Raw genomic sequence first — 22,222 nt, forward strand, 5'->3', positions numbered from 1 at the left:
GCGATTCCGCGTGCCGTGCCTGGCAGTCCGGCTACAGGTCTCCGCAGGGCTCGACCCGACAGGAACCCGGACATGCCAGCAGAGCCCCTCACCGTGATCCCCCTCCCCGAAGTGGCTGACACCGCCGCGCCACGTGGCGCCGCCGATCTCACCGAGCAGCGCGGCACCCGCCGCGTTTCCTTCACGCCGAAGTACGGCAGCGAAGCGATCCAGGCCGACGTGCGTTACCTCTGGTGCGGCGCGCCGAACGCGCCCACGGTGATCGTGCAGGGCGGTATCTCGGCGACGCGCGATGTCTGCGCCGGTCGCGAGCGCCAGGGCTGGTGGCAGGAGCTGGTATCCGAAGGCGGCGCCATCGACCTCACCCAGTGCCGCGTGCTCTCGATCGACTGGCTGGTGCCGGCCGACATCGGCGGGGTGGATTCCGTCTCCAGTGAAGACCAGGCCGCGGCGCTTGCCGCGCTGGTCGACGAACTCGGCATCGGCCGCGTGCATGCCTTCATCGGTTCCTCGTACGGCGCCATGACCGGCCTCGCTTTCGCCGCGAACCACGCCGACAAGGTGAAGTCGCTCGTGTTGCTGGCCGGTGCGCATCGTCCGCACCCGCTCTCCACCGCCCAACGCTCCGTGCAGCGCGGCATCGTTCGCCTCGGCATCGAGTCCGGCCGCACGGATGAAGCGCTGGCGCTCGCCCGCCAGCTGGCAATGACCACCTATCGTGGCAGCGAGGAGTTCTCGCGCCGCTTCGCCGCCGGTCCCGAACTGCGCGACGGTCGCTTCTATTTCCCGGTCGAGGATTACCTTGAGCATGCCGGCCGCCGCTTCGTCGAGCGCTTCGATCCGCAGCGCTTCCTCGCGCTTTCCGAATCGATTGACCTGCACGACATCGCGCCGGAGCGCGTGCATGCACCGACGACGCTGGTGGGCTTCCCGTCCGATCGCCTGGTCCCGCTCTCCGACCTGTGCGAACTCCAGCGCCGCATCGGCGGCACCGCCACCCTCGAAGTCGTGGATTCGCCGTATGGCCACGACGCCTTCCTCAAAGAAACCGTGCAGCTCGCCCCCGTGCTGCGTCACGCACTCAACGACTGTTGCGGAGCCCTCTGACCATGACCCGTGAAACCCGCCTGTGTACCCGTGCCGTCCGCGCCGGTATCGAATCCGACACGCAGCATGGCGCCGTCGTACCGCCGCTGCACCTCTCCACGAACTATGCGTTCGAAGGCTTCGGCCGCAAGCGCGCCTATGACTATTCGCGCAGCGGGAACCCCACGCGCGACCTGCTGGCGGAAGCGCTGACCGAGCTGGAAGAGGGTGCGGGCGCGGTGGTCACCAACACCGGTATGTCGGCCGTCGCGCTGGCGCTTGAGCTGGTACCGGCGGGTGGGCTCGTCATCGCGTCGCACGATTGCTACGGCGGCACGTGGCGCCTGCTCGACGCGTGGGCGAAGAAGGGCCGCTTCAGCGTGCGCTTCGTGAATTTCAACGACCCGACCGCGCTGGCCGAGGGCCTCGCCGCGAAACCCGCGCTCGTGTGGATCGAAACCCCGTCGAATCCGCTATTGCGCATCACCGATGTGCGCCACGTTTCACAGGCCGCGCATGCGGTGGGCGCGCTGGTGCTGGTCGACAACACGTTCCTCTCGCCGGCGCTGCAGCAGCCGTTGAAGCTCGGTGCCGACGTGGTCCTGCATTCGACCACCAAGTACATCAATGGCCATAGCGACGTGGTCGGCGGTGCGGTAATCGCCGCTGACCAGGCGATCGCCGAACAGCTGAAGTGGTGGGGCAACTGCAACGGCCAGACCGGTTCGCCGTTCGACAGCTTCCTGACCCTGCGTGGCGTGCGCACGCTCGCCGTGCGCCTGCGCGCCCATGAAGAGAACGCGCGCCGCATTGCCGATCGCCTGGAAGGGCATGACGCGGTGGAGCGTATTTACTACCCGGGCCTGGCCTCGCATCCAGGCCACGCGCTGGCGGCGCGCCAGCAGAAGGGCTTTGGCGCGATGCTCAGCTTCGAGCTGCGCGGCGGTGACGATGCGATCGAAGCCTTTGTCGATGGCATCCAGTACTTCTCGCTGGCGGAATCGCTCGGTGGCGTCGAGAGCCTTGTAGCCCACCCCGCGACGATGACCCACGCCGCGATGGCGCCCGAGGCACGTCGCGTTGCCGGTATCGCCGACAACCTGCTGCGGCTGTCCATCGGCATCGAGGATGGTGACGACCTGATCGACGACCTCGAGGCCGCGCTCGCACGCGCCGCTGCGGTCGCCAACATCACCTCGAAACGCAAGGTCGGCGCATGAGCGCGGTGGTGGCTCCCCTCGCGCCGGAGGCGCCGCAGACCGCCGTGGTGCTGCTCGGCACCGGCGTGGTCGGTCGCGCGTTGCTGACCCTGCTGGCGACGCCTGCCGCAGGCACGCTTCGCCTGGTCGGCGCAGCCAACTCGCGTCGCCAGCATGTACTCGCCGATGGCCTCCGCCCTGCCGACGTGGCCGATGCGCTGGCGAAGGCTCGCGACGGCCGGGACAACGGCCCGCTGCTCGCCGCGCTCGACGCGAGCGGCGCCGGGCGCAAGGTCGTCATCGATGCCACGGCGTGTACGAAGGAGGCCACCCGGCATGCCGAGTGGCTGGAACGCGGATATCACGTGGTGACCGCCAACAAGGCCCTCGCGGGCGGCCACCTCCAGGGCTGGCGCGCGCTGCAGGCGGCTTCGGCCCGCGGCGCCATCTATGGCGATGCCGCCACGGTAGGTGCAGGTCTCCCCGTACTTTCCACGCTGCGCCGCCTGCGCCGCTGCGGCGATAGCCTGCTCACCCTCGAGGGCGTCTTCTCGGGTTCGCTCTCCTGGCTGTTCAACCAGTACGACGGCTCGCGTCCGTTCTCTGCGCTATTGAGCGATGCGCGCCGCCTTGGCTTCACCGAGCCGGATCCGCGTTCGGATCTGTCGGGCGAGGACGTGGCGCGCAAGCTGCTGATCATCGCGCGGCACGCGGGCTTTGCGCTTGGCAGCGACGAGGTCGAAGTCGAGAGCCTCGTGCCTGAAACCCTGCGCGGCCTGGAGACCAGTGCCTTCCTTGAGCGCCTGAAGGAACTCGACGAGCCGCTGGCGCGCCGGCATGCCGAGGCGAAGGCCAACGGCAAGGTGCTGCGCTACCTCGCGCGCCTGAACCAGCGCGGCCGCGCGCGCGTCGGCCTGGTCGAAGTGGGGCCCGAGCATCCTGCAGCGCGCTTGTCGGGCACGGACAATCAATTCGCCCTGACCACGACCCGCTATCACTCGACGCCGCTGGTGATCCAGGGGCCGGGGGCAGGGCCGGAGATCACGGCGCAGGCGCTGCTGGGCGACGTACTCTCGATCTGAGTCCGAAGCTCGGTGTATTGCGTCGCGCCTCTTGATCGGTTCATTCGCTTGCGCGAATGCATGTTTTGAGCGGCTTGCGCCGCCTGAGGCTGGCGTCGTCGCGGGGTCGGGAGCGGTCAGGCCCTGGCGGCCCCAAGGGCCTGCCCGCCCGCAGCTTCCTCAACACACAGAGGCGAGGCGGCGTCAGCCGCTGGTCACACGCATTCGCGCCAGCGAATGAACCGATTCGAAAGCGCGATGTAGTACACGTCACCGGATTTCCGCGAAGGACCAAAAAAAAGGGCGCCCATGGGACGCCCTTTCTCGTCAACGGTGGCCGGTAACCCGCTCGGCCTCATCCGCGCTTGGCGGAAGTGCCGGTTCACCCGGCTCCTCGTCGTGGTCGAACCGTGCGGCCTCCACCATCGGCGTGCGCCAGCCTGAGGACACGCCCCAGAAGTAGAACACCGCGCCGAACACCGCGACGATCGCGAGATCCCAGCCGTACGGGATGTAATCGTGGCCGCCGAAGGTCTTGCTGCCGGCCCACGAGATCACCGCCATGATCGGCAGGTAGGCGATGAGCCACCACGCGCCCTTGAGGTGGCGGCGGAAGTCTTCCCAGCCACTCTTCGCGGTGTAGTAGAAGTACAGGGGCAGTGCGACGACCATCAGGAGGATGATCTCGCCCGTGAGCGGCCACTTGGCCCAGTACAGCAGCTCGGTGGCGAAGATGAAGGCGAGCGCGGCGAGGATCGGCAGGCCGGCGATACGCAGCGGACGCTTGAGTTCCGGTGCCGTGCGGCGCAGCGTCATGACGCTGACCGGGCCGGTGAGGTACGAAATGATCGTCGACACCGAGATAACGGCCGCCAGCGTGCCCCAGCCGCGGAAGAAGAACAGGAAGATGAAGCTCACGACGAGGTTGAGCCACATCGCCGGGCGCGGGATGCCGAAGCGCGGGTTGATATGACCGAAGATCTTCGGCAGGTGGCCATTGCGCTCCATGGCGTAGATCATGCGCGCCGTGGTCGCCGTATACGTGGCGCCGGTGCCGCTGGGGCTCACGAACGCATCGGCGTACAGCAGGATCGCCAGCCAGTTGATCAGCAGCGCGGTGGCGAGCTGCGCGAAGGGCGAGGCGTACTCGAGCGCGGCCCAGCCCTGGGCGAGCTGGTCGGGCGGCACGGCGCCGATGAAGGCGACCTGCAGCAGGACATAGACCACGGTAGCCAGCAGGATCGAGCCGATCACGGCGAACGGCACGCTGCGGCCCGGGTTGCGCGCTTCGCCGGCGAGGTTCACCGGGCTCTGGAAGCCGTTGAAGCTGAAGACGATGCCCGAGATGGCGACCGCGGTGAGGATCGACGAGATGTCGATGGCATGCGTGCCACCGTGCGCGCCGATGTGGAAGTTGCCGCTGTTGAAGCTGGTGCAGATCAGCGCGATGCCGGTGGCGGCGGGCACCACCAGCTTGAACACGGTGATCGCCGTGTTGCTCTTCGCGAAGAGCTTCACGCTCCAGAAGTTCAGGAAGAAGTACACGAACACCAGGACCACCGCGATGGCCAGGCCGGGCGGGGTGAGTTCGCCATGGCCGCCGGTAACGACGTAGAGGTCCTTCGTCCATTTCGCCCATTCCCACGGCCAGGAGGCCATGTACTGGACCGAGGCCTCGGCCTCGACCGGGATGACCGAGACGATGGCGATCCAGTTTGCCCAGCCGGCGATGAAGCCCACCAGCGAACCGTGCGAATAGTGGCCGTAGCGCACCATGCCGCCGGATTCGGGGAACATGGCGCCGAGTTCGGCGTAGGTCAGGGCGATGAACAGGATGATCACCGCGCCGATGATCCAGGCGTAGATGGCACCGGGGCCGGCGAGCTGGGCAGCGTGCCAGGCGCCGAACAGCCAGCCGGAGCCGATGATCGAGCCCAGGCCGGTCAGCATCAGGGCGAACGCGCCGACATCGCGGCGGATATGGTGGTGGGACATGGGTACTCCGGTCGGACGGGCCGGGGTTACCCGGCCCAGGGCGGCACAAGGGCCGGATGATGACAGCCCCCGGCCGCCCTGTCAGCCAGCGATCCCCTACGCAAACGATGGGCACATCGATATACACTGGCCGATGCGGTAAGGAAGAAGGGGTTCGAATGCGATCGAAGGTAGTCGTCAACGGCATATGGCTTGTCGCCATATCGGTATGCGGCATTGCCGCAGCCGAGACGCCGTGGAGCGACAAGGGCCGGCTGATCGATTCGGAGTCATATGACCGTACAGCCAAGGGTTTTTACTTCACCCTGTACCCGGGCGAAGACCCGGTCGAGTCCGTGCGGCGCTGCGCCATAACCATGCGCGAACTGGGCCACCTGGCCTCGGTTTCCTGCTTCGCCTACACCAGCAAGCCGCGTTTCGACACCCGCAAGGGCAAGCTGCGGATCTGCTACACGGCCGTCGCCAACTGGTGGGGGCAGGACGAACCGGTGCGTGTCGAGACCGTTGAGCGGCTGCCCAGGGCCTGCCCAACAAAGTAGGAGCCCACCCTGTGGGCGACATCTTTCGCCTCAGGGCACCAAGCCCTGTGGCGTCACCGCAAACGGCGTCGCTCACAGGGTGAGCTCCTACAGATGCGCGGGAATCAGCACTCGATGACGTTGACCGCCAGGCCGCCGCGCGAGGTTTCCTTGTATTTGTCCTTCATGTCGCGGCCGGTGTCGCGCATGGTGGCGATGACCTTGTCCAGCGAGACGTGGTGCTTGCCGTCGCTCTTGAGGGCCATGCGGCTGGCGTTGATCGCCTTCACGGCGCCCATGGCGTTGCGCTCGATGCACGGGATCTGGACCAGGCCACCGATCGGATCGCAGGTGAGGCCCAGGTTGTGTTCCATGCCGATCTCGGCAGCGTTCTCCACCTGGGTCACGCTGCCGCCCAGCGCCGCGGCAAGGCCGCCGGCGGCCATGGAGCAGGCCACGCCGACTTCACCCTGGCAGCCGACCTCGGCGCCGGAGATCGAGGCGTTCTCCTGGTAAAGAATGCCGATGGCCGCGGCCGTGAGCAGGAAGGTGATGACACCATCCTCGCTCGCGCCCGGGCAGAAGTGGCGGTAGTAGTGCAATACGGCCGGGACGATGCCTGCGGCGCCGTTGGTCGGCGCGGTGACCACGCGGCCACCGGCGGCGTTTTCCTCGTTCACCGCCAGGGCGTAGAGGTTCACCCAGTCCAGGATCGTCAGCGGATCACGCAGCGCGGCTTCCGGCTGGGCGCGCAGCTCGGCCGCCATGGCCGGCGCGCGGCGGTTCACCTTCAGGCCGCCGGGCAGGGTGCCCGGCGAGCGCAGCCCGCGGGCGACGCAATCCTGCATGGCCTTCCCGATGGTGAGTAGGCCCGCGCGGGTTTCTTCCTCGGTGCGCCAGATGCTCTCGTTGCGCATCATGAGCTGAGCGATCGTGAGATTGTTCTCAGCGCACAGGGCCAGCATCTGGTCGCCGGTGGAGAACGGGAAGGGCTGCTCGCTGGTATCGGCCACGATGCGGTCTTCCGCCGCCTCGTCCGGGTTCACCACGAAGCCGCCGCCCACCGAGTAGTAATCGCGCGTCGCCAGCTCGTTGCCCTCGGCATCGTAGGCGGAGAATCGCATGCCGTTGGTGTGGAACGGGAGCTTCTGGCGCTTGTTGAACACCAAGTCGGCCTTTTCGTCGAAGGCGATCTCGTGGCGGCCGAGGATGCGGATGCGCTTCGTCGAACGGATGCGCTCGAGCGTGGCCTGGATCCCGTCCGGATCGACCCGGTCGGGCCATTCACCCTCGAAACCCAGCAATACAGCCTTGTCGGTGCCGTGGCCGCGACCGGTCATGGCCAGCGAGCCGAACAGCTCGCAGCGCACGCGCGCCACGCGCTCGAGCACGCCTTTTTCCTCCAGCCAGTGCTCGGCGAAGCGCGCGCCGGCGCGCAACGGGCCGACGGTGTGGGGGGGGGACGGACCGATGCCGATCTTGAAGAGGTCGAAAACGCTGACTGCCATGGCTGGACGTGGGGTTGGCTATGGGGAATAGCCGGTTATTCTACGCCCGACCACTGACTGCCCCATACACCCCCGCATGTACGCGTTCACACTGTTCCAGCGCGATGACTGCCACCTCTGCGACCAGGCCCTGGATGTGCTGGCCGGCGCCGGCTTCCCGGAGTTCTCGTCGGTATGGATCGATGAGGACGACGCGCTGGAAGCCCGCTATGGCACGCGTGTGCCGGTGTTGCGACGCAGCGACGGCGTGGAGCTGGACTGGCCGTTCGATGTGGTGGCTGTCAGGCAGATCGTCTCTCCGTAGGAGCCCACCCTGTGGGCGACGCCGTTCGCGTTGCTCGCGAAGCTTGCCTTGGGTCCCTACGCGAAGGATGTCGCCCACAGGGTGGGCTCCTACGAGGGGCCGCAGCCGCTCGTGAGCTCAGCGCTTAAGCCGCCGCAGGATCTCCTCCCGCGCCTCACGCAGGATCGAATCGCGGTCGAGGCTCGCGACGACATCGGCGACGGCGCGCTTGGCGCCATGGTCACCCCACGACTTACCCGACACGAGGTAGCGTTCCGCCGCGCGGCCGATGAGCACGGTGGCGTACCAGCCCAACGCGCCCTGTGCGGCGGCGGTCACCACCACGGAGAGCCCGCCACTCAGGCCCTTCAGCGCGGAAGCAACCAGTTGCACGCCCCACACGGCACCCATCAGCGCGGCAAGCTGTGTACTGATCACCGCCACGAGCCGGCCCGACTCCGCCCGGGTCAGCGGCAAGCCGTACACACGGCTTAACTGCACGACCATCGCGGCATCCAGCCCGCCGGCGAGCAGCAAATCAGCCACGGGCACCGGGTTCAGCGCGACCGCGACGGCCTTGGCGATGCAGTACTGGCGAATGACGCCGGACGCTACTTCGCGCCGCGCGGTCGCGATGCGCGCCGTCACCTGGTCGGTCAGGCGGCCCGCGAACAAGCCGGCATGGATGGCCGCCAATGCCTTGCCCTCGCGTTCCGCGATCGCCACGAGGCGCTGCTTCAGTGCGGCCACATCGGCCGGGCGCGGCTCGCTCGTCACGGTCTCGTGTCCGCGCGCATCCACGCTCACGACCGTTGGCGGCGCAGGCCGTGCCGCTACCGCGAGCACGTCCTCGCGACGCACCAGACCTGCGGCGTGCTCGCGCAGGCGCTCGAGCAGTCCATCGCGCTCGTCATCACCATAGCGGTCGGCCTTGTTCAGCACGAGGAGCAGCGGCCGAGCGGTCGCCGCCAGCGTGCGCAGGGCGTCACGTTCCTCGCGGGTGAGGTCACCATCGGCTACGAACACGATCAGGTCGCTGACTTCGGCCACTTCATACGCCAGCTTTTCGCGCGCTTCCCCGCCGAGTTCGTTGATCCCCGGCGTATCGATCAACACGAGGCCCGCGTGTGCCGCCTCGTCCAGGCGCACCGCGTCGGCTTCCGTGGTCGTGCCGTGCAGCACGCCCATGGCGAACGCATCGCGCCCGAGCAGTGCATTGCCGAGTGCCGACTTACCGGCAGATACCCGGCCGAACACGGCGACATGCAATTCCTCGCGCTCGATGCGTTCGAGCATCGTTTCCACGCGTTGGAAATCGGAAGCCATGGCCGCGCGCACGTCGGCCGGGATCGATGCATCGTCGAGCAGGCTGCGCAGGCTCGCGCCCACGGCACCGCCGCGCGTATCCGCCGTGGACGCGGCGGGCGCGTCACGGCGGAAGCGGCCGGCAAGGCCGCGCAGGCGGTTGCGCCAGCTTTCGCCCACGGCTTACTTCGGCAGCAGGTTCAGCGTGCCATTGACCAGCACGTCATCGGCGATGGTGCCGGTGTCCTTGTACTCACCGCTGCCCACGCCGAAATCGAGGCGCTTCAGGCTGCCGGTGACCGACAGGCGTGCACCACCCGCGGCGGGGTTGAACACCACCTTCAGCTGCACGGGCCTGGAAACACCATGCAGGGTCAGCATGCCGTTCGCGATGACGTTGCCCTTAGCGTCCTTGGTGAAGCCCGAGGTGACGTAATGCGCCTTCGGGAATTTCGACGCGTCGAAGAAGTCCGCCGTCGGGAGTGCCTTGTCGCGGTCGCTGTCACCGGTCTTCGCCGTGGCGACGTCCACCGTCACGTCGAACTTCGCCGTCGCCAGGTTGGCCGGGTCGTAGCTGATCGCGGCATCGAACTTGCCGAACGAGCCATCGAACTGCTGGCCCTGGAACTTGCCGCTGAAGCCGAGCGTGCTGCCGGGGCCGACCTTGTAGTCCGCCGCGGAGGCGGCAAACGGGAGGGCGAGGGCAAGGGCCAGCACCGAAAGGCGGCGGGTGGACAGGATCATGGCGTATCTCCGGGAGGGGTGGGGGCGTTCCGCCGGCCACGCCCGAACGGCAGCATGCGGCGGAGGGTGTCATCGCGGTCGATGAAGTGATGCTTGAGCGCGCCACCGACGTGCGCGACCAGCACCAGCAACAACAGCCAGAACAGATACACGTGCACCGTGCCGAGCGTATTGGAAAGATCTTCGTTCTTTTCCACGAGCGCCGGCAGGTTGAACTGCTTGAAATACTGCAGGGGGAAGCCGTGCGCGGAATTGAAGGCCCAGCCGCTGAGCGGGATGGCCACGATCAGCAGGTACAGGAACCCGTGTACGACGTGCGCGGCGAGCTGCTGCCAGCGCGGTGCGGGTTCATCGGCTGGCCGGCGGTCGAACATCTTCCACGCCAGGCGCAGCACGAACAGCGCAAGCACCGTGAGGCCGATCGACTTGTGCAGCGCGAACATGTTGATCTTGTTCAGCGAGGGCTTCAGGCCGTCCATCCACAGCGCGAACGCGCCGTTGCCAAGGATCAGCAACGCCATGAGCCAGTGGAAAGTCTTGGCGACGGTGCTCCAGCGGGTGGGCTCACTGCGCATGGGCATCGGGTGTTTCCTTGTCGTGGCTGGCGGGGCTTTCACCACCGCGGATGGCTTCGAGTTCCAGCCAGACCGTCACTTGTGTGCCGACCGAGCCGGTGTTGGAGGTCATGCCGAACTGCGTGCGGTCGAGCACGATGCTGGCCGAGAAGCCCGCGATGGTATGCAGGCCGTAGATCGTCTTGCCGACGCGGTTCACGCGGAAGGGAATGTCGAGCGGCACGGTGACGCCGCGCAGGGTCAGCTTCCCGTGCAGCGTGCCTTCCTCATCCGTACGCTTTTCCACCGAGTCGCTGATGAAGCGCGCCGTCCGCGCATGGTCGGTATCGAGCAGGCTGCTGCCCCGTACCGCCTTGTCCCACTCGGCATCGCCCATGTTGACCGACGCCAGGTCGATCGTTGCATCCACTGACGACGCGGCCCAGTTCGCAGGATCGAACCTCAGGGTACCGTCGGTAATGCGCAAGCGGCCGAATGCCCGGGAAAAACCGTTGTGGTCGACGTTGAACACGACCGAGCTGTGCACGGGGTCGATCTGGTAGGCCTGGGCCTCGGCGTGGGCACCGCCCGCAGCCGAAAGGGCGGCCAGGGCCAGCATGCCGGCGAAGAGATGTCGCATCAGGGGCCTGCTCCATCGCGGGGCCGCCAGGGCGGCCGATGGGAAAGAGTGTGGCCGACGACGCCGGCCTTGTCAGCCCGTGCGCCGCGAACGGATTGTTCACTCAGCGATCCCGCAGGGCATCGGTGGTGAGTTCCGCCAGGCGCCGCAGGCGGTTGCCACGGGTATCCGCAAGAAGTTCACGCATGCGCTCGCCGGCCTCGGCCTGGTCCAGCGTATGGTGCGCTGCCAGCGTGGTGGCCAGCGCCTTGCCCAGGCTGTCGAAGACCAGCGCGTAGGCGAACGCATGCAATACGCCACCGCCCAGGGTGCCCAGGCCCGGGAACGCCTTCAGCGCGTTACCGGCCACCGCCAGCACGACGGAGGTGCCGGTGCGTACGGTCAGGCGTACCTGCTTGAGCAGCGCCTCGATCTCTACGTCGGTCACCCGTACGCCGTACAGGTCGGCCAAAGCGCGGACGAGCCCCGTGGCGAGCACGCCCTGGATCACGAGGTCGGTACCGGGGGCCACGGCCGCCATCGCGCCGACGATCGCGCGCCGTGCATAGCGCGTGACGATCCGTTCGGCCTCGGCCGCACGCTGCGCCTGCTCGAGTGCCGACGTCCGTTCGTGCAGGCCGGCGAGCACCGCATTCTCGCGTGCCGGTTCAAGGGCGTCGGCGCCGACGGAGACCAGCCGTTGCACGGCGGATACCAGGTCCGCGACATCGGGCTTGCGCTGGCGCCGGACCTCTTCGCTGCCGCCGTCGGCCAACGCACGGGTAAAGCGTTCCTCACCGCCTGCGCTCGCAAGTACCACGGCATCGGGCAGGCCAGCGGTCGTTGTCCGCAGGTGTTGCGTGATGTGCGCGCGTTCTTCGGCGCTCCACTGGTCGGCCTTGTTGAGCGCAAGGACCAGTGGCTTGCCGAAATCACCGAGCCATTGCAGTTCGCTGGCCTGGGCGCGGGTGAGGTCGCCCGCGCAGAGATAGATCACAGCGTGGGCGCGCAGGACTTCGTCACGCGCCATCTGCTCACGTGCTTCACCGCCCGCCTCGGCGCTGCCGGGGACATCGGCGATGACCCATCCCGTCCCATCGGGTGCGGTGCCGGTGTAATGCGCCACATCGCGCGTGGTGCCGCCACGCGCGTCGCTCTGCACGGCTGCGTTCGGAACGAGCGCCTTGATCAGTGTCGATTTGCCGGTCGAGATCTCGCCGAACACGGCCAGGTGCACCGTTCCCGTCGCGCGTCGTCGGTCGAGTTCGCCGAGTTCGCTGCGAAGTTCCTCAACCTCGGCGCCTGATGAGCGCAGCTCCGCGAGGCGTGATTCCAGGGATGCACGGTCGGGAGCCTGAACGGGCGCGCGCGGTGTGCGCGGGCGCAGCCACCAGGCGCCGAGCGCGATGCCCGCCAGGACGCTGACGGCGAGCAGGCCACCGACCAGCCAGCGCAGCCCCTCGGGGAGCGCCATGAAGCGCTGTGCCAGCGCGATCGCGCGCTCCAGCGTGGCGACCAGCAGCCAGGCGAGGGCGGCGATGCCGACGGCCGCCACGAGCAATCGAAGTCGACGAGACATGTCCCGCATTCTACGGGCAAGCGCGTCGGTGATGCCTTACATGAATAAAGGGCTCGGGCCGGGTCTGTCGCGGCGGCCTCGCGTGGCATCATCCGCGCCGGACTAGGAACTAGGCGTATGCACCACACGCACTTGGCGAGATGGATTCTCGTGGCAATGGCTTTCGCCGTTGTCATCATGCCCGCGCGGGCGAGCAGCATGCCACCCGTTCCCACGCCTCAGTTCCGCAGTTATGGGCTGCACGAGGGCCTGCCGAGCAGCAAGGTCAACGCGGTCGCGCAGGATGGGCCAGGCTTCGTGTGGGTCGGCACCGCATCGGGGCTCTCGCGCTTCGACGGCGTCTCGTTCACCACGCCGCCCCTGGGGCCGGATGCGGCCCACGCGCTGCCTGCCGCGGCGGTTACCGCCCTGTTGGTGGACAGGGAAGGACGCATCTGGATCGGCGGCGCCGAACTTGGCCTGGGCCGCTACGATCCCGCGACCGGCGGCTTCATCCACTGGCGCGATGGCCTGGTCGATCCCGACGTGCGCGTGATCGCGCAGACCCGCGATGGCTCCATCTGGGTGGGTACGGCGGATGGCCTCGACCGGATCGGGCCCGACGGCAGTGATCCCGAACACTTTGGCGCAGGGCCCGGTGAACTCGGTTCGACATCGGTCCACGCGTTGCGTGCCGACGACGACGGGCGGCTGTGGATCGGCACGGACCAGGGTATCGATGTGCTGGAAGCCGACGGGCGCAAGCTGCAGCACGCGTCCTTCGATGATGGCGAGGCGCCACGCGTGCTGGGCATCGATGTGCATGGCCCGGATGTCACCGCCGCCACGTCGCTGGGCCTATATCGACGAGCGGCGGACGGCACGTTCCGGCGGGACCGGCGCATTCCCGCCATGCCGGTGTACGGCACGCTTGCCGATAGCCATGGAACCACCTGGATCGCCAGCATGGACGGCCTGCTGATGCTCGACCGCCACGGTCGCGTGCACGGCGTGGCCGGTGCGTGGACCGCGCAGGGCGGATTGCCGGGCCGGTCGGTGCGCGGCCTCATGGAGGATCGCGAGCACGGCCTGTGGTTCGCGTTGAACGATGGCGGGCTGGGTTATCTCGGCCCCAGCTGGGAAGACTTCACCCGCTTCGCCCACGTGGCGACCGATCCGCAGAGCCTGCCGGGCCGCACGGTGACAGCGGTTGCCGAGCACGGCGATGGTCATCTCTGGGTCGGGGGATTGCGTGGCTGGGTGAGGGCGTTCGACCCCGCGACGGGGCGGACCGGGCGCGCGTTCGATATCGGCACGGCGCGGGTGCAGGCGCTGCTGGAGACGCGCATGGGCGACGTGCTCGCCGGCACGGTGGATGGCCTGACCCGGATCCACGCGGGGCGCGTCGCGCCCTGGCTGCGCGATGAGATCACCCGGCCGGTGACCACGATGACCCAGGCCCCGGACGGCACCGTGTACGTCGCCGCCGTTGGCGAAGGCGTTTTCGCGCTCGACCCGTCGCTACGGCACGCCGTGCCCCTGCTTTTCGACGAACCGCGCCGCGGCGCGTTCGACACCCGCCAGGTCGAGATCGTCGGCGGCGACCTCTGGCAGGCGAGCCTCGCGGGGCTGGCTCGGCGCGACCGTTACGATGGCCGCATGCGTTTCATCACCGGTGTCGCGCCCGGGCGCGTCCATGCCTTCGAGCCCGATGAGGACGGTTTCTGGGTCGTGCGGCCCGGTGTGCTCGAGCACTACACCTGGGAGGCCGGCCGTGCCGTCCTCGATCGTTTGCTCGGGGGCGCGCAAGGTTTCCCATCCGCCGACATCCTCAACATCCGCCGCGATGCCACCGGCCGGCTGTGGATGTATGGGCAGACGGGGGTGTGGCGCTTCGATCCACGCACGGGTGGCTTCCGCCCGTTCGGCCTCGCCGATGGACTGGCAAATGGCGAGTTCACCCATGCCACCACGGTGCGGCTCGCCGACGGCACCACATACGGCGCGACGCTCGGCGGCCTGGTGGGGTTTCGTCCGGACCGCCAGCGCGATCATTCGCGCAAGCCCGGCGTCGCGGTGCTCGGCGCCAGCGTGCTGCGTGGTGGCAGGCGCATCGCGCTGGAGCCCGACGGCGGCGTCTTCCGACTTGCGTGGGACGACCGCGAACTCAGCGTGCGCGCACGCGCGCTTTCCTACGTGAACCCCGACCGGAACCGCATCGATTTCATCCTCGGGCGCGGCGCCGAGCGCAGCGTCCTCCGGACCGGCAAGGAAGGTGAGGGCCAGTTCGCTCCGCTGGCCCCGGGCGTGTATCGCCTTGACGTTGTCGGTCGCGGTCGCGACGGCATCGACGGCGAACTGCCCGCACCGTTCGCCATCGAGGTCGAGGCGCCGCCGTGGCTCCGCTGGTGGGCATGGGTCGCTTATGCGTTCGTCGCACTGGTCGCGGTCGCCGCTGTCGTGCACGCGGCGCGCTCGCGGGTGGGCCAGGCGATGCGCGTGCAGCTCGCCGAACAGCAGCAACGGCTGGCGGAAGAGGCGAACGCGGCGAAAACGGAATTCATGGCGACGCTCGGCCACGAGATACGCACCCCGATGACCGGCGTGCTCGGCATGGCCGAGCTGATTTCGCGCACCCCGCTGGACGAGACGCAGCGCGCCTATGTGGAGGCCGTGCGCCGCTCGGGTGCCATGCTGCTGCGCCTGGTGAACGATGCGCTGGACCTGACCCGGATCGAGGCACGTCGCCTGGTGCTCGAGCCGGAATGTACTTCGCCGCGGGCGATCGCCGAGGCGGCGATCGACCTGGCCACCGCCGCCGCACACGAGAAAGGCCTCGCGCTGATCCTCGACGTGGACCCGCAGGTACCGCGAGCCCTGCGTGCGGACCCGGTGCGCTTGCGCCAGATCGTGCAGAACCGCGTGAACAATGCCGTGAAGTTCAGCGAGCGGGGTGGGGTGACGGTGCAACTGGCCGGGCGCGACGCTGAGTTCGAGCTGGTCGTGCGCGACACTGGCCCCGGCATCGACCCGGCATTGATGGGGCGCCTGTTCACGCGCTTCGAGCAGGGCGGCACGAAGCAGCGTGGCGAAGGCTCGGGCCTGGGGCTCGCGATCTGCCATGAGCTCTGCACGCTGATGGGCGGCAAGATCGCGGTGGATAGCGTGCCTGGCACGGGCAGCGTGTTCACGGTGCGCCTGCCGCTGCCCGAATGCGCGTGCAAGGGCCAGGCGTGTGCAGCGGGCGCGACCGTGCCGGAGCGCGATGCCGGGCGCCGGGTGTTGCTCGTGGAAGACGATGCGGTCATCGCCGACGTCATCGCGGGGCTCCTGCGGCAGCGCGGGAACGAGGTGGCCGTGGTGGGCGATGGCCTGCAGGCGCTCGCCGAACTGTCGCGCGCATCGTTCGACGTGATGCTGCTCGACCTGGACCTGCCGGTGATGGATGGTTTCCAGGTGGCGCGCATGGTGCGTCGGATGGAGCAGGCCGCGACCATGCCGATCATTGCCGTGACGGCGCGTTCCGCGGGCGATGAAGGAGAGGCGGTGCGCGAAGCCGGCATGGATGCGCTGTTGCGCAAACCACTGACCGGTGACGGGCTCGCGGCCGCGCTCGAGGGCGTGGCCGCGTGATCGGTGCGCGCTAGCCGAAGCGGCGGAAGTAAGCGAGCGCGCCGGCGACCAGCAGGCCCGTGGGCAACAGGTTGGCGAGGAGCGGCGGCAGGCCGTACACCGTCCCGAAGTTCACCATGGCGCCCTGCAGGAAGTACCAGCCGATCGCGAGGATGATGCCGATGAAAAGCCGCTTGCCGAAGCCGCCCGAACGCAGCGAGCCGAAGGCGAACGGCATCGCGCAGAGCACCAGCACCAGTACGTTGAACGGGAAGATCACCCGGCCCCAGAACGCGACCGCGTAGGCGCCGGGGTTCTGGCCGTTGGATTCCAGGTAACGCATGTTCCGGCGCAGGTCGGACATGGAGAGGTATTCGGGGTGGATGATCGACTGCTCCAGCACGTGCGGGTTCAGTCGTGATTTCCACGTCTGGGTCGGGGCGGTCAGCGAATGGATGCCGGTCTCGTCGCGCGTGCTCGTGCGGACGTTGGTCATGACCCACTGGTTGCCATCGTGGATCGCACTGTCGCCATGCGAGAACTCGGCGACCTGGCCATCCGGCGTGAACGAGAACACCCGCACGTCCACCAGCTTCACCGTGGTGAGGTCACCTTCCTGCGTGGCGATGGCGGACTTCGCGTTGATGATCTTCCCCGCATCGCGTGCCCAGAGGCCGCTGCTTGTCGAGCCGAGGTTGCTCGAGCGCATGCGCACCTGGATGGCCTGGGCGTGCTGGTCGCCATAGGGCGCGGCCGTTTCGCCCATGATGACCACGAGCACGGTCAGCGCGGCGACCACGCCGACGGCCGATACGCCAATGCGCAACTTGGACATGCCCGCCGCGCGCAGCGCGGTGAGCTCGCCGGTGGCGGCCAGGCCACCCAGGCCCAGCAGGCCGCCGATGAGGGCGGCATTGCTGAACATCTGGTACAGGCGCCGCGGCACCGTCAGCATGATGTAGGCGATGGCGTCGTACAGCGTGAACCCGTTCTTGCCGATGTTGCCCAGCTGGCGGACGAACTGGGTGAGCGCGTCGAAGCCGGTCAGTACCAGCCACACCAGCAGCAGGGTGCCGAGGACGCTGGCGCCGATGAGGCGATCCGCGCGCTTGATCGTGAGCGTGGCCATCAGGCGGTTCCCTTCACGCGGCGCGGTGCGTTCTGCCGCCAGAAGATCCAGGCGGCGATACTGAAGACGATGATATGTAGCACCCAGATCGGGATCGAGGTGCCGAGGCTGCCCTTGATGATGTGCGCGCGGGCGATGAGCTGCCATACGACGTACAGGAAGTACGCCAGCACGGCGATCAGCAGGCGGCCGTAGCGTGCGTCGCGCGGGGCCTGCCGCGACATCGGCAGCACCATCATCATGAGCACCAGGGTCGATACCGGGGCGGCGAAGCGGGAGACCAGCTCGCCCAGCGCCTCGGCCGTCCCCGCCTTGAACAGCTGGGTGGTCGTCGATTCGTGGGCCGGATCGGAGTCGTCGTCATCGTCGCTGATGTTGGACAGGGACACGTCGTTGCGCTCGTACTTCATGCGCCGCCAGTTGTCCCCGGCCAGCGGGATCTCGAACTGCCAGCCGTCGAACAGGGCGAGGAAGCGATCCTGGCCGTTGCTCTCCTGGTACATCTGGCCGTGTTTCGCGTTGACCACGCGGACCTGCGGATTGCCGTCGGAATCGACCCGGTCGGTAGCGAGGAAGGTCTTGCCCAACACCGTGCCATCCCGGCTCAGGGTATCGACGAAGATGATGCCGCCCTTGCCAGGCAGCTCGGTGAAGCGGCCGGCATCGAGGCCGGCGGCGATGACCGACTTGTTGGCCGTGGCGATGGCCTGATCCGCGGTGCGGGCCGACCACGGGCCCAGCCAGAGCGAAAGCAGGCCCACCAGGATGGTCGTGAACACGGCGAGCAGGGTAACCGGGCGGAGCATGCCGCGCGGGCCCATGCCCGAGGAGGCCAGCACGTGCATCTCGCTCTCCCGGTACATCCGGCCCAGGGCGATCAGGGTGCCGAGGAAGGCCGCCATGGGCAGCAGGGTGGAGAGCAGGTCCAGCATCTGCAGGCCCAGCACCTCGAACATGATGCTCGGCTGGATACTGCCGTTCGCCACCTTCTGGAGCACCCCCGCGAAGGCGCCACCGGCGAAGATGACCAGCAGCACAATGGCGGTCGCCAGGATGCCGTAGGCCAGTTCGCGGAGGAAGTATCGGTCGAGGATGCTGAGCATTTGGTAGAATTAGCGGTTGGAGCCGCGTCAGTCCCGGCCGGCAAACCTTAAGTCTAGCCTGTCCGCGCCCCGGACGGCTTTCGCAGGACAGTAAGTCATGACGGTTCAGTTCAGCCTTGGTTCCAATGCTCCCGAGTCAACCGCCACCCCGGTCGCCGTGGTCGGCGTCTACGAGAACGGTATCCTGACCAGCGCCGCGGCCCGTATCGATACGGCCGCAAACGGCGCCATCAAGCGGCTCGTCGAAGCCGGCGATGTCACCGGCAAGGTCGGCAACGTGGTCACCCTGCTGCACCTGGCAGGCATCGCGGCAGCCCGTGTGCTGGTCGTGGGCCTGGGCGCCCAGAAGACCTTCGACGCCGCCCGCTACCAGCGCGTGACCCTCGAGGCCGCCCGTGCCATCGGCCGCCTGCCGGTCACCGAGGCCGCCAGCTGGCTGCCGGAAGTGGACGTCCCGGGCCGCGATGCCGCCTGGAAGCTCCGCGTCGCGGCGCTGGCGACCGACCATGCCGCTTACCGCTACACCGCCACGGTGAAGCCGCGCGACAAGGCCCAGCCGGAGCTCACCGCCATCACTTTCGCCGGCCCGGCCGATGCCGAGGCGGGCCTGGACCAGGCCCGCGCCATGGCTGAGGGCGTCCGTTTCGCCCGCGAACTGGGCAACCTGCCGCCGAACATCTGCAACCCCAACTACATCGCCGAGCAGGCCCGCGCCTTTGCCGAGAAGCATGAGGGCGTCACTTACGAGGCCCTCGACCGCGCCGACATGGAGCGCGAAGGCTTCGGCTCGCTGCTCGCCGTGGCCCGCGGTTCGGCCAACGAGCCGCGCCTGGTCATCCTGCAGTGGAACGGCGGCAAGGACGGCGAGCGCCCCTACGCCTTCGTCGGCAAGGGCATCACCTTCGATACCGGCGGCATCAGCATCAAGCCGGGCCCGGGCATGGAAGAGATGAAGTTCGACATGGGCGGCGCCGCCGGCGTGCTCGGCGCCTTCGTGGCTGCGGTCGAGATGAAGCTCCCGGTGAACCTGGTCTGCGTGGTCCCGGCCGTGGAAAACATGCCGGACGGCAATGCCTACCGCCCGGGCGACGTGCTCACCAGCCTCGCCGGCATCACCATCGAGGTGCTCAACACCGACGCGGAAGGCCGCCTGATCCTGTGCGATGCGCTGACCTACACCGGCAAGCGCTTCGACCCGCACACCATGATCGATGCCGCCACGCTCACCGGCGCCTGCGTCGTGGCGCTGGGCAAGCACGCCTCGGGCCTGATGACCAAGGATGAATCCCTCTCGGCCGAACTGCTGGCCGCCGGCGAGGACACCCTCGACCGCGCCTGGCGCCTGCCGCTGTGGGACGACTACCAGTCGCAGCTGGAATCCGGGTTCGCCGACGTGGCCAACATCGGCGGCAAGTACGCCGGCGCCATCACGGCCGGCTGCTTCCTGGCCCGCTTCACGGAAGGCCGCCGCTGGGCGCATCTGGACATCGCCGGCACGGCGTGGGACGAGGGTCGCAAGGGCCTCGCCACCGGCCGCCCGGTGCCGCTGCTGACCCAGTGGCTGCTCGACCGCGTCAACGGCTGATCGCACCCGATGCCGCGCGCCGACTTCTACCTGATCGACAAGCCGCGTTTCCGCGAGGATCCCCTGCTGCTGGTCTGCGAGCGCGCGAAGCGGGCGTTCGGCGCGGGCCAGCCCACGCTGATCCTCACCCGTGATTTCGAGCAGGCCGAGGCGATCGACGAGTACCTGTGGTCGTTCGACGAAGACGCCTTCATCCCCCACCAGCTGGCGGGGGATGAGGACGACGAGAACACCGCCGTGCTCATCGTGCCGCCCGGCGTCGAAACCGCCGACCGCCCCATGGTGATCAACCTGCGCGATGTCTGCGCGCCCGGGCGGTTCGAGCGGGTGCTGGAGGTGGTGGCCGCGGACCCGGCCGAGCGCGATGGCTCACGAACGCGCTGGGCGGAGTACAAGCGCGGCGGGTTCGAAGTGAACAAGCACGATATGTAAAAAGAAAACCCCGCCGAGGCGGGGTTTTCTTTATCTTTCGTAGGAGCCCACCCTGTGGGCGACATCTTTCGCCGCCACGCCGCAGGCCCTGCTGCGTGATCGCGAAAGATGTCGCCCACAGGGTGGGCTCCTACCAAGGGAGAGGCTCAGCGCCCCAGCTTGCGAGCCTGATCGCGCATGGCATCGGCCTGGCGGGTCCAGTCGGTGATGCGCTGGCGCTCCTGCTCCACCACTTCGGCCGGTGCATTGGCGACGAAGCTGGCGTTGCCGAGCTTGGCTTCGCACTTCTTGATCTCGCCTTCGACGCGGGCGATTTCCTTGGCGAGGCGGGCCTTTTCGGCGCCGACATCGATCAGGCCTTCCAGCGGGATCAGCGCGCGCATGCCGCCGACGATGGCGACCGCGGCGGCGGGCTCTTCACCCTCGACCCACAGCGGCGATTCGACGCGGCCGAGGAACGCGATCTGGGCGGCGAATTTCGTGGCGCGCGCGCGATCGGCTGCATCGCCATCGGCGAACAGCAGCGGGATGACCTTGCCCGGGGCGATGTTCATCTCGGCGCGGATGCGGCGCACGCCGGTGAGCACGCCCTTCACCCATTCGATCTCGGCCGTCGCCGCGGCATCGCCCGTGACATCCCCGGCCTCCGGGTAGGGACGCAGCATGATCGTTTCGCCCTCGATGCCAAGCACCGGGCGGACGTTCTGCCAGATCTCTTCGGTAACGAAAGGAATCAGCGGATGCAGCGCGCGGAGCAGGGTCTCCAGCACGTGGACGAGCGTGTAGCGCGTCGAGGCGATGGCTGCCTCATCGGTGCCATTCAGCGCCGGCTTCGACAGCTCGAGGAACCAGTCGCAGAACTCGTTCCAGGTGAACTCGTACAGGGCCTGCGACGCGAGGTCGAAGCGGTAGAGCGCGAGCTGCTCCTTCACCGTCGCCAGCGTCTCGGCCAGGCGGGTGAGGATCCAGCGCTCGGCTTCAGTCGTCGGTGCGACCTCGTGCACCGGGCCTTCGCCCAGGTTCATCAGTACGAAGCGCGATGCGTTCCACAGCTTGTTGACGAAGGCCTTGTAGCCGGCGGCACGCTCCAGGTCGAACTTGATGTCGCGACCGTGCGTGGCAAGCGAGGCGAAGGTGAAGCGCAGGGCATCCGCGCCGAACGAGGGAATGCCCTCGGCGAATTCCTTGCGGGTGGCCTTCTCGATCTTCTCGGCCATCTTCGGCTGCATCAGGCCCTGCGTGCGCTTGGCCAGCAGGTCGTCCAGGCTGATGCCATCGATGATGTCGAGCGGATCGAGCACGTTGCCCTTCGACTTCGACATCTTCTGGCCATCCTTGTCGCGGATGAGGCCGGTGAAATAGACATCCTTGAACGGCACTTCGCCGGTGAAGTGGTCGGTCATCATGATCATCCGGGCGACCCAGAAGAAGATGATGTCGAAACCGGTGACGAGCACGTTGGTCGGGAGGTAACGGTCGAAGCCGCGCTCGGCCTGGGCCTGCGGATCGGGCCAGCCCAGCGTGCTGTGGCTCCACAGGGCCGACGAGAACCAGGTTTCCAGCACGTCGGCGTCGCGACGCAGCGCGCCGGTGTAGCCCTGTTCCGCGGCGAGCTTCGTGGCTTCCGCCTCGTCGTGCGCGACGATGATCGCACCGGAGTCGGTGTACCACGCCGGGATCTGGTGGCCCCAGGTGAGCTGGCGGCTGATGCACCAGTCCTGGATGTTGGTCATCCAGTGGCGGTAGGTGTTGATCCAGTTTTCCGGCACCAGGCGGACCTTGCCTTCCTCGACGATCTCGAGGCCGCGTGCCGCCAGCGTGTCCATCTTCACGAACCACTGCCACGTGAGGTACGGCTCGATCACCTGGCCGGTACGGTCGCCACGCGGCACCTGCAGCTTGTGCTTCTTCGTCTCGACGAGCAGTTCCTG

18 protein-coding genes are annotated in these 22,222 nt (G+C 67.9%); 8 read left to right on the top strand and 10 right to left on the bottom strand.

The genetic code is table 11. From position 1 onward, the window contains the following. Nucleotides 1-72 precede the first annotated feature (72 nt). Genes metX through ACTHLF_RS09605 form a run of 3 tightly spaced genes read left to right on the top strand, consistent with a single transcriptional unit; the run spans nucleotide 73 to nucleotide 3,367 of the window. Complete coding sequence (metX, locus tag ACTHLF_RS09595) at nucleotides 73-1,107, top strand: homoserine O-succinyltransferase MetX (RefSeq protein WP_440326924.1); 1,035 nt, start codon at nucleotides 73-75, stop codon at nucleotides 1,105-1,107. A gap of 2 nt (nucleotides 1,108-1,109) precedes the next feature. Further along, a complete protein-coding gene (gene metB / locus ACTHLF_RS09600) occupies nucleotides 1,110-2,306 on the top strand; it encodes a cystathionine gamma-synthase (RefSeq protein ID WP_440326926.1) in 1,197 nt (398 codons plus the stop codon). Further along, on the top strand, nucleotides 2,303-3,367 hold the full coding sequence (locus ACTHLF_RS09605) for a homoserine dehydrogenase (protein WP_440326927.1): 1,065 nt from the start codon (nucleotides 2,303-2,305) through the stop codon (nucleotides 3,365-3,367). Before metB ends, ACTHLF_RS09605 begins: the two co-directional genes overlap by 4 nt. A gap of 306 nt (nucleotides 3,368-3,673) precedes the next feature. Here the strand turns inward: ACTHLF_RS09605 and ACTHLF_RS09610 are convergent, their stop codons facing one another. Next, nucleotides 3,674-5,341 (bottom strand): APC family permease, encoded by a 1,668-nt coding sequence (locus ACTHLF_RS09610; RefSeq protein ID WP_440326928.1) that lies wholly within the window; start codon nucleotides 5,339-5,341, stop codon nucleotides 3,674-3,676. Between the two features lie 158 nt (nucleotides 5,342-5,499). On the opposite strand from ACTHLF_RS09610, the gene ACTHLF_RS09615 reads away from it, so the two are divergent. Beyond that, complete coding sequence (locus tag ACTHLF_RS09615; protein WP_331645574.1) at nucleotides 5,500-5,880, top strand: hypothetical protein; 381 nt, start codon at nucleotides 5,500-5,502, stop codon at nucleotides 5,878-5,880. A gap of 104 nt (nucleotides 5,881-5,984) precedes the next feature. Here ACTHLF_RS09615 and ACTHLF_RS09620 read toward each other — a convergent pair whose 3' ends face one another. After that, complete coding sequence (locus ACTHLF_RS09620; protein WP_440326930.1) at nucleotides 5,985-7,367, bottom strand: L-serine ammonia-lyase; 1,383 nt, start codon at nucleotides 7,365-7,367, stop codon at nucleotides 5,985-5,987. A 76-nt stretch (nucleotides 7,368-7,443) separates the two neighbouring features. On the opposite strand from ACTHLF_RS09620, the gene ACTHLF_RS09625 reads away from it, so the two are divergent. After that, nucleotides 7,444-7,671 (top strand): glutaredoxin family protein, encoded by a 228-nt coding sequence (locus ACTHLF_RS09625; RefSeq protein ID WP_440326932.1) that lies wholly within the window; start codon nucleotides 7,444-7,446, stop codon nucleotides 7,669-7,671. 117 nt (nucleotides 7,672-7,788) lie between these two features. Here ACTHLF_RS09625 and ACTHLF_RS09630 read toward each other — a convergent pair whose 3' ends face one another. The 5 genes from ACTHLF_RS09630 to ACTHLF_RS09650 all read right to left on the bottom strand — a co-directional run bounded on the left by ACTHLF_RS09630 (nucleotide 7,789) and on the right by ACTHLF_RS09650 (nucleotide 12,451). Beyond that, entirely contained in the window at nucleotides 7,789-9,135 is a 1,347-nt protein-coding gene (locus ACTHLF_RS09630; protein ID WP_440326934.1) for a DUF697 domain-containing protein, read from the bottom strand. Between the two features lie 3 nt (nucleotides 9,136-9,138). After that, nucleotides 9,139-9,699 carry a YceI family protein gene (locus ACTHLF_RS09635; RefSeq protein ID WP_440326935.1) on the bottom strand — a complete coding sequence of 187 codons (561 nt, stop codon included), beginning with the start codon at nucleotides 9,697-9,699 and terminating at the stop codon, nucleotides 9,139-9,141. After that, on the bottom strand, nucleotides 9,696-10,280 hold the full coding sequence (locus ACTHLF_RS09640) for a cytochrome b (protein ID WP_440326936.1): 585 nt from the start codon (nucleotides 10,278-10,280) through the stop codon (nucleotides 9,696-9,698). Before ACTHLF_RS09640 ends, ACTHLF_RS09635 begins: the two co-directional genes overlap by 4 nt. Beyond that, on the bottom strand, nucleotides 10,264-10,893 hold the full coding sequence (locus tag ACTHLF_RS09645) for a YceI family protein (RefSeq protein WP_440326937.1): 630 nt from the start codon (nucleotides 10,891-10,893) through the stop codon (nucleotides 10,264-10,266). The genes ACTHLF_RS09640 and ACTHLF_RS09645 overlap by 17 nt, the downstream gene beginning before the upstream one ends. A 103-nt stretch (nucleotides 10,894-10,996) precedes the next feature. Further along, the gene (locus tag ACTHLF_RS09650; RefSeq protein WP_440326939.1) at nucleotides 10,997-12,451 is read right to left on the bottom strand and encodes a GTPase; all 1,455 of its coding nucleotides are present in this window, start codon (nucleotides 12,449-12,451) and stop codon (nucleotides 10,997-10,999) included. 156 nt (nucleotides 12,452-12,607) lie between these two features. On the opposite strand from ACTHLF_RS09650, the gene ACTHLF_RS09655 reads away from it, so the two are divergent. Continuing rightward, nucleotides 12,608-16,063: a two-component regulator propeller domain-containing protein gene (locus ACTHLF_RS09655; protein ID WP_440326941.1), complete on the top strand. Its 3,456-nt coding sequence runs from the start codon at nucleotides 12,608-12,610 to the stop codon at nucleotides 16,061-16,063. A 10-nt stretch (nucleotides 16,064-16,073) separates the two neighbouring features. On the opposite strand, the gene lptG is transcribed toward ACTHLF_RS09655, so the two are convergent. Both lptG and lptF read right to left on the bottom strand, forming a co-directional pair. Continuing rightward, nucleotides 16,074-17,171 (bottom strand): LPS export ABC transporter permease LptG, encoded by a 1,098-nt coding sequence (lptG, locus tag ACTHLF_RS09660; RefSeq protein ID WP_440326943.1) that lies wholly within the window; start codon nucleotides 17,169-17,171, stop codon nucleotides 16,074-16,076. Beyond that, a complete protein-coding gene (lptF, locus tag ACTHLF_RS09665; protein WP_440326945.1) occupies nucleotides 17,171-18,274 on the bottom strand; it encodes an LPS export ABC transporter permease LptF in 1,104 nt (367 codons plus the stop codon). Before lptF ends, lptG begins: the two co-directional genes overlap by 1 nt. A 97-nt stretch (nucleotides 18,275-18,371) precedes the next feature. On the opposite strand from lptF, the gene ACTHLF_RS09670 reads away from it, so the two are divergent. Then, nucleotides 18,372-19,859, top strand: coding sequence for a leucyl aminopeptidase (locus ACTHLF_RS09670; protein WP_440326947.1), 1,488 nt, complete (start codon nucleotides 18,372-18,374; stop codon nucleotides 19,857-19,859). A 9-nt stretch (nucleotides 19,860-19,868) separates the two neighbouring features. Further along, nucleotides 19,869-20,291: a DNA polymerase III subunit chi gene (locus ACTHLF_RS09675; RefSeq protein ID WP_440326949.1), complete on the top strand. Its 423-nt coding sequence runs from the start codon at nucleotides 19,869-19,871 to the stop codon at nucleotides 20,289-20,291. Nucleotides 20,292-20,437: 146 nt separating this feature from the next. On the opposite strand, the gene ACTHLF_RS09680 is transcribed toward ACTHLF_RS09675, so the two are convergent. After that, nucleotides 20,438-22,222: class I tRNA ligase family protein (locus ACTHLF_RS09680; protein ID WP_440326951.1), on the bottom strand; the 1,785-nt coding region annotated here is incomplete at its 5' end.

It is taken from the genome of Luteibacter sp. (genome assembly GCF_051958795.1).
In the GTDB taxonomy this organism is placed as follows: Bacteria; Pseudomonadota; Gammaproteobacteria; order Xanthomonadales; family Rhodanobacteraceae; genus Luteibacter.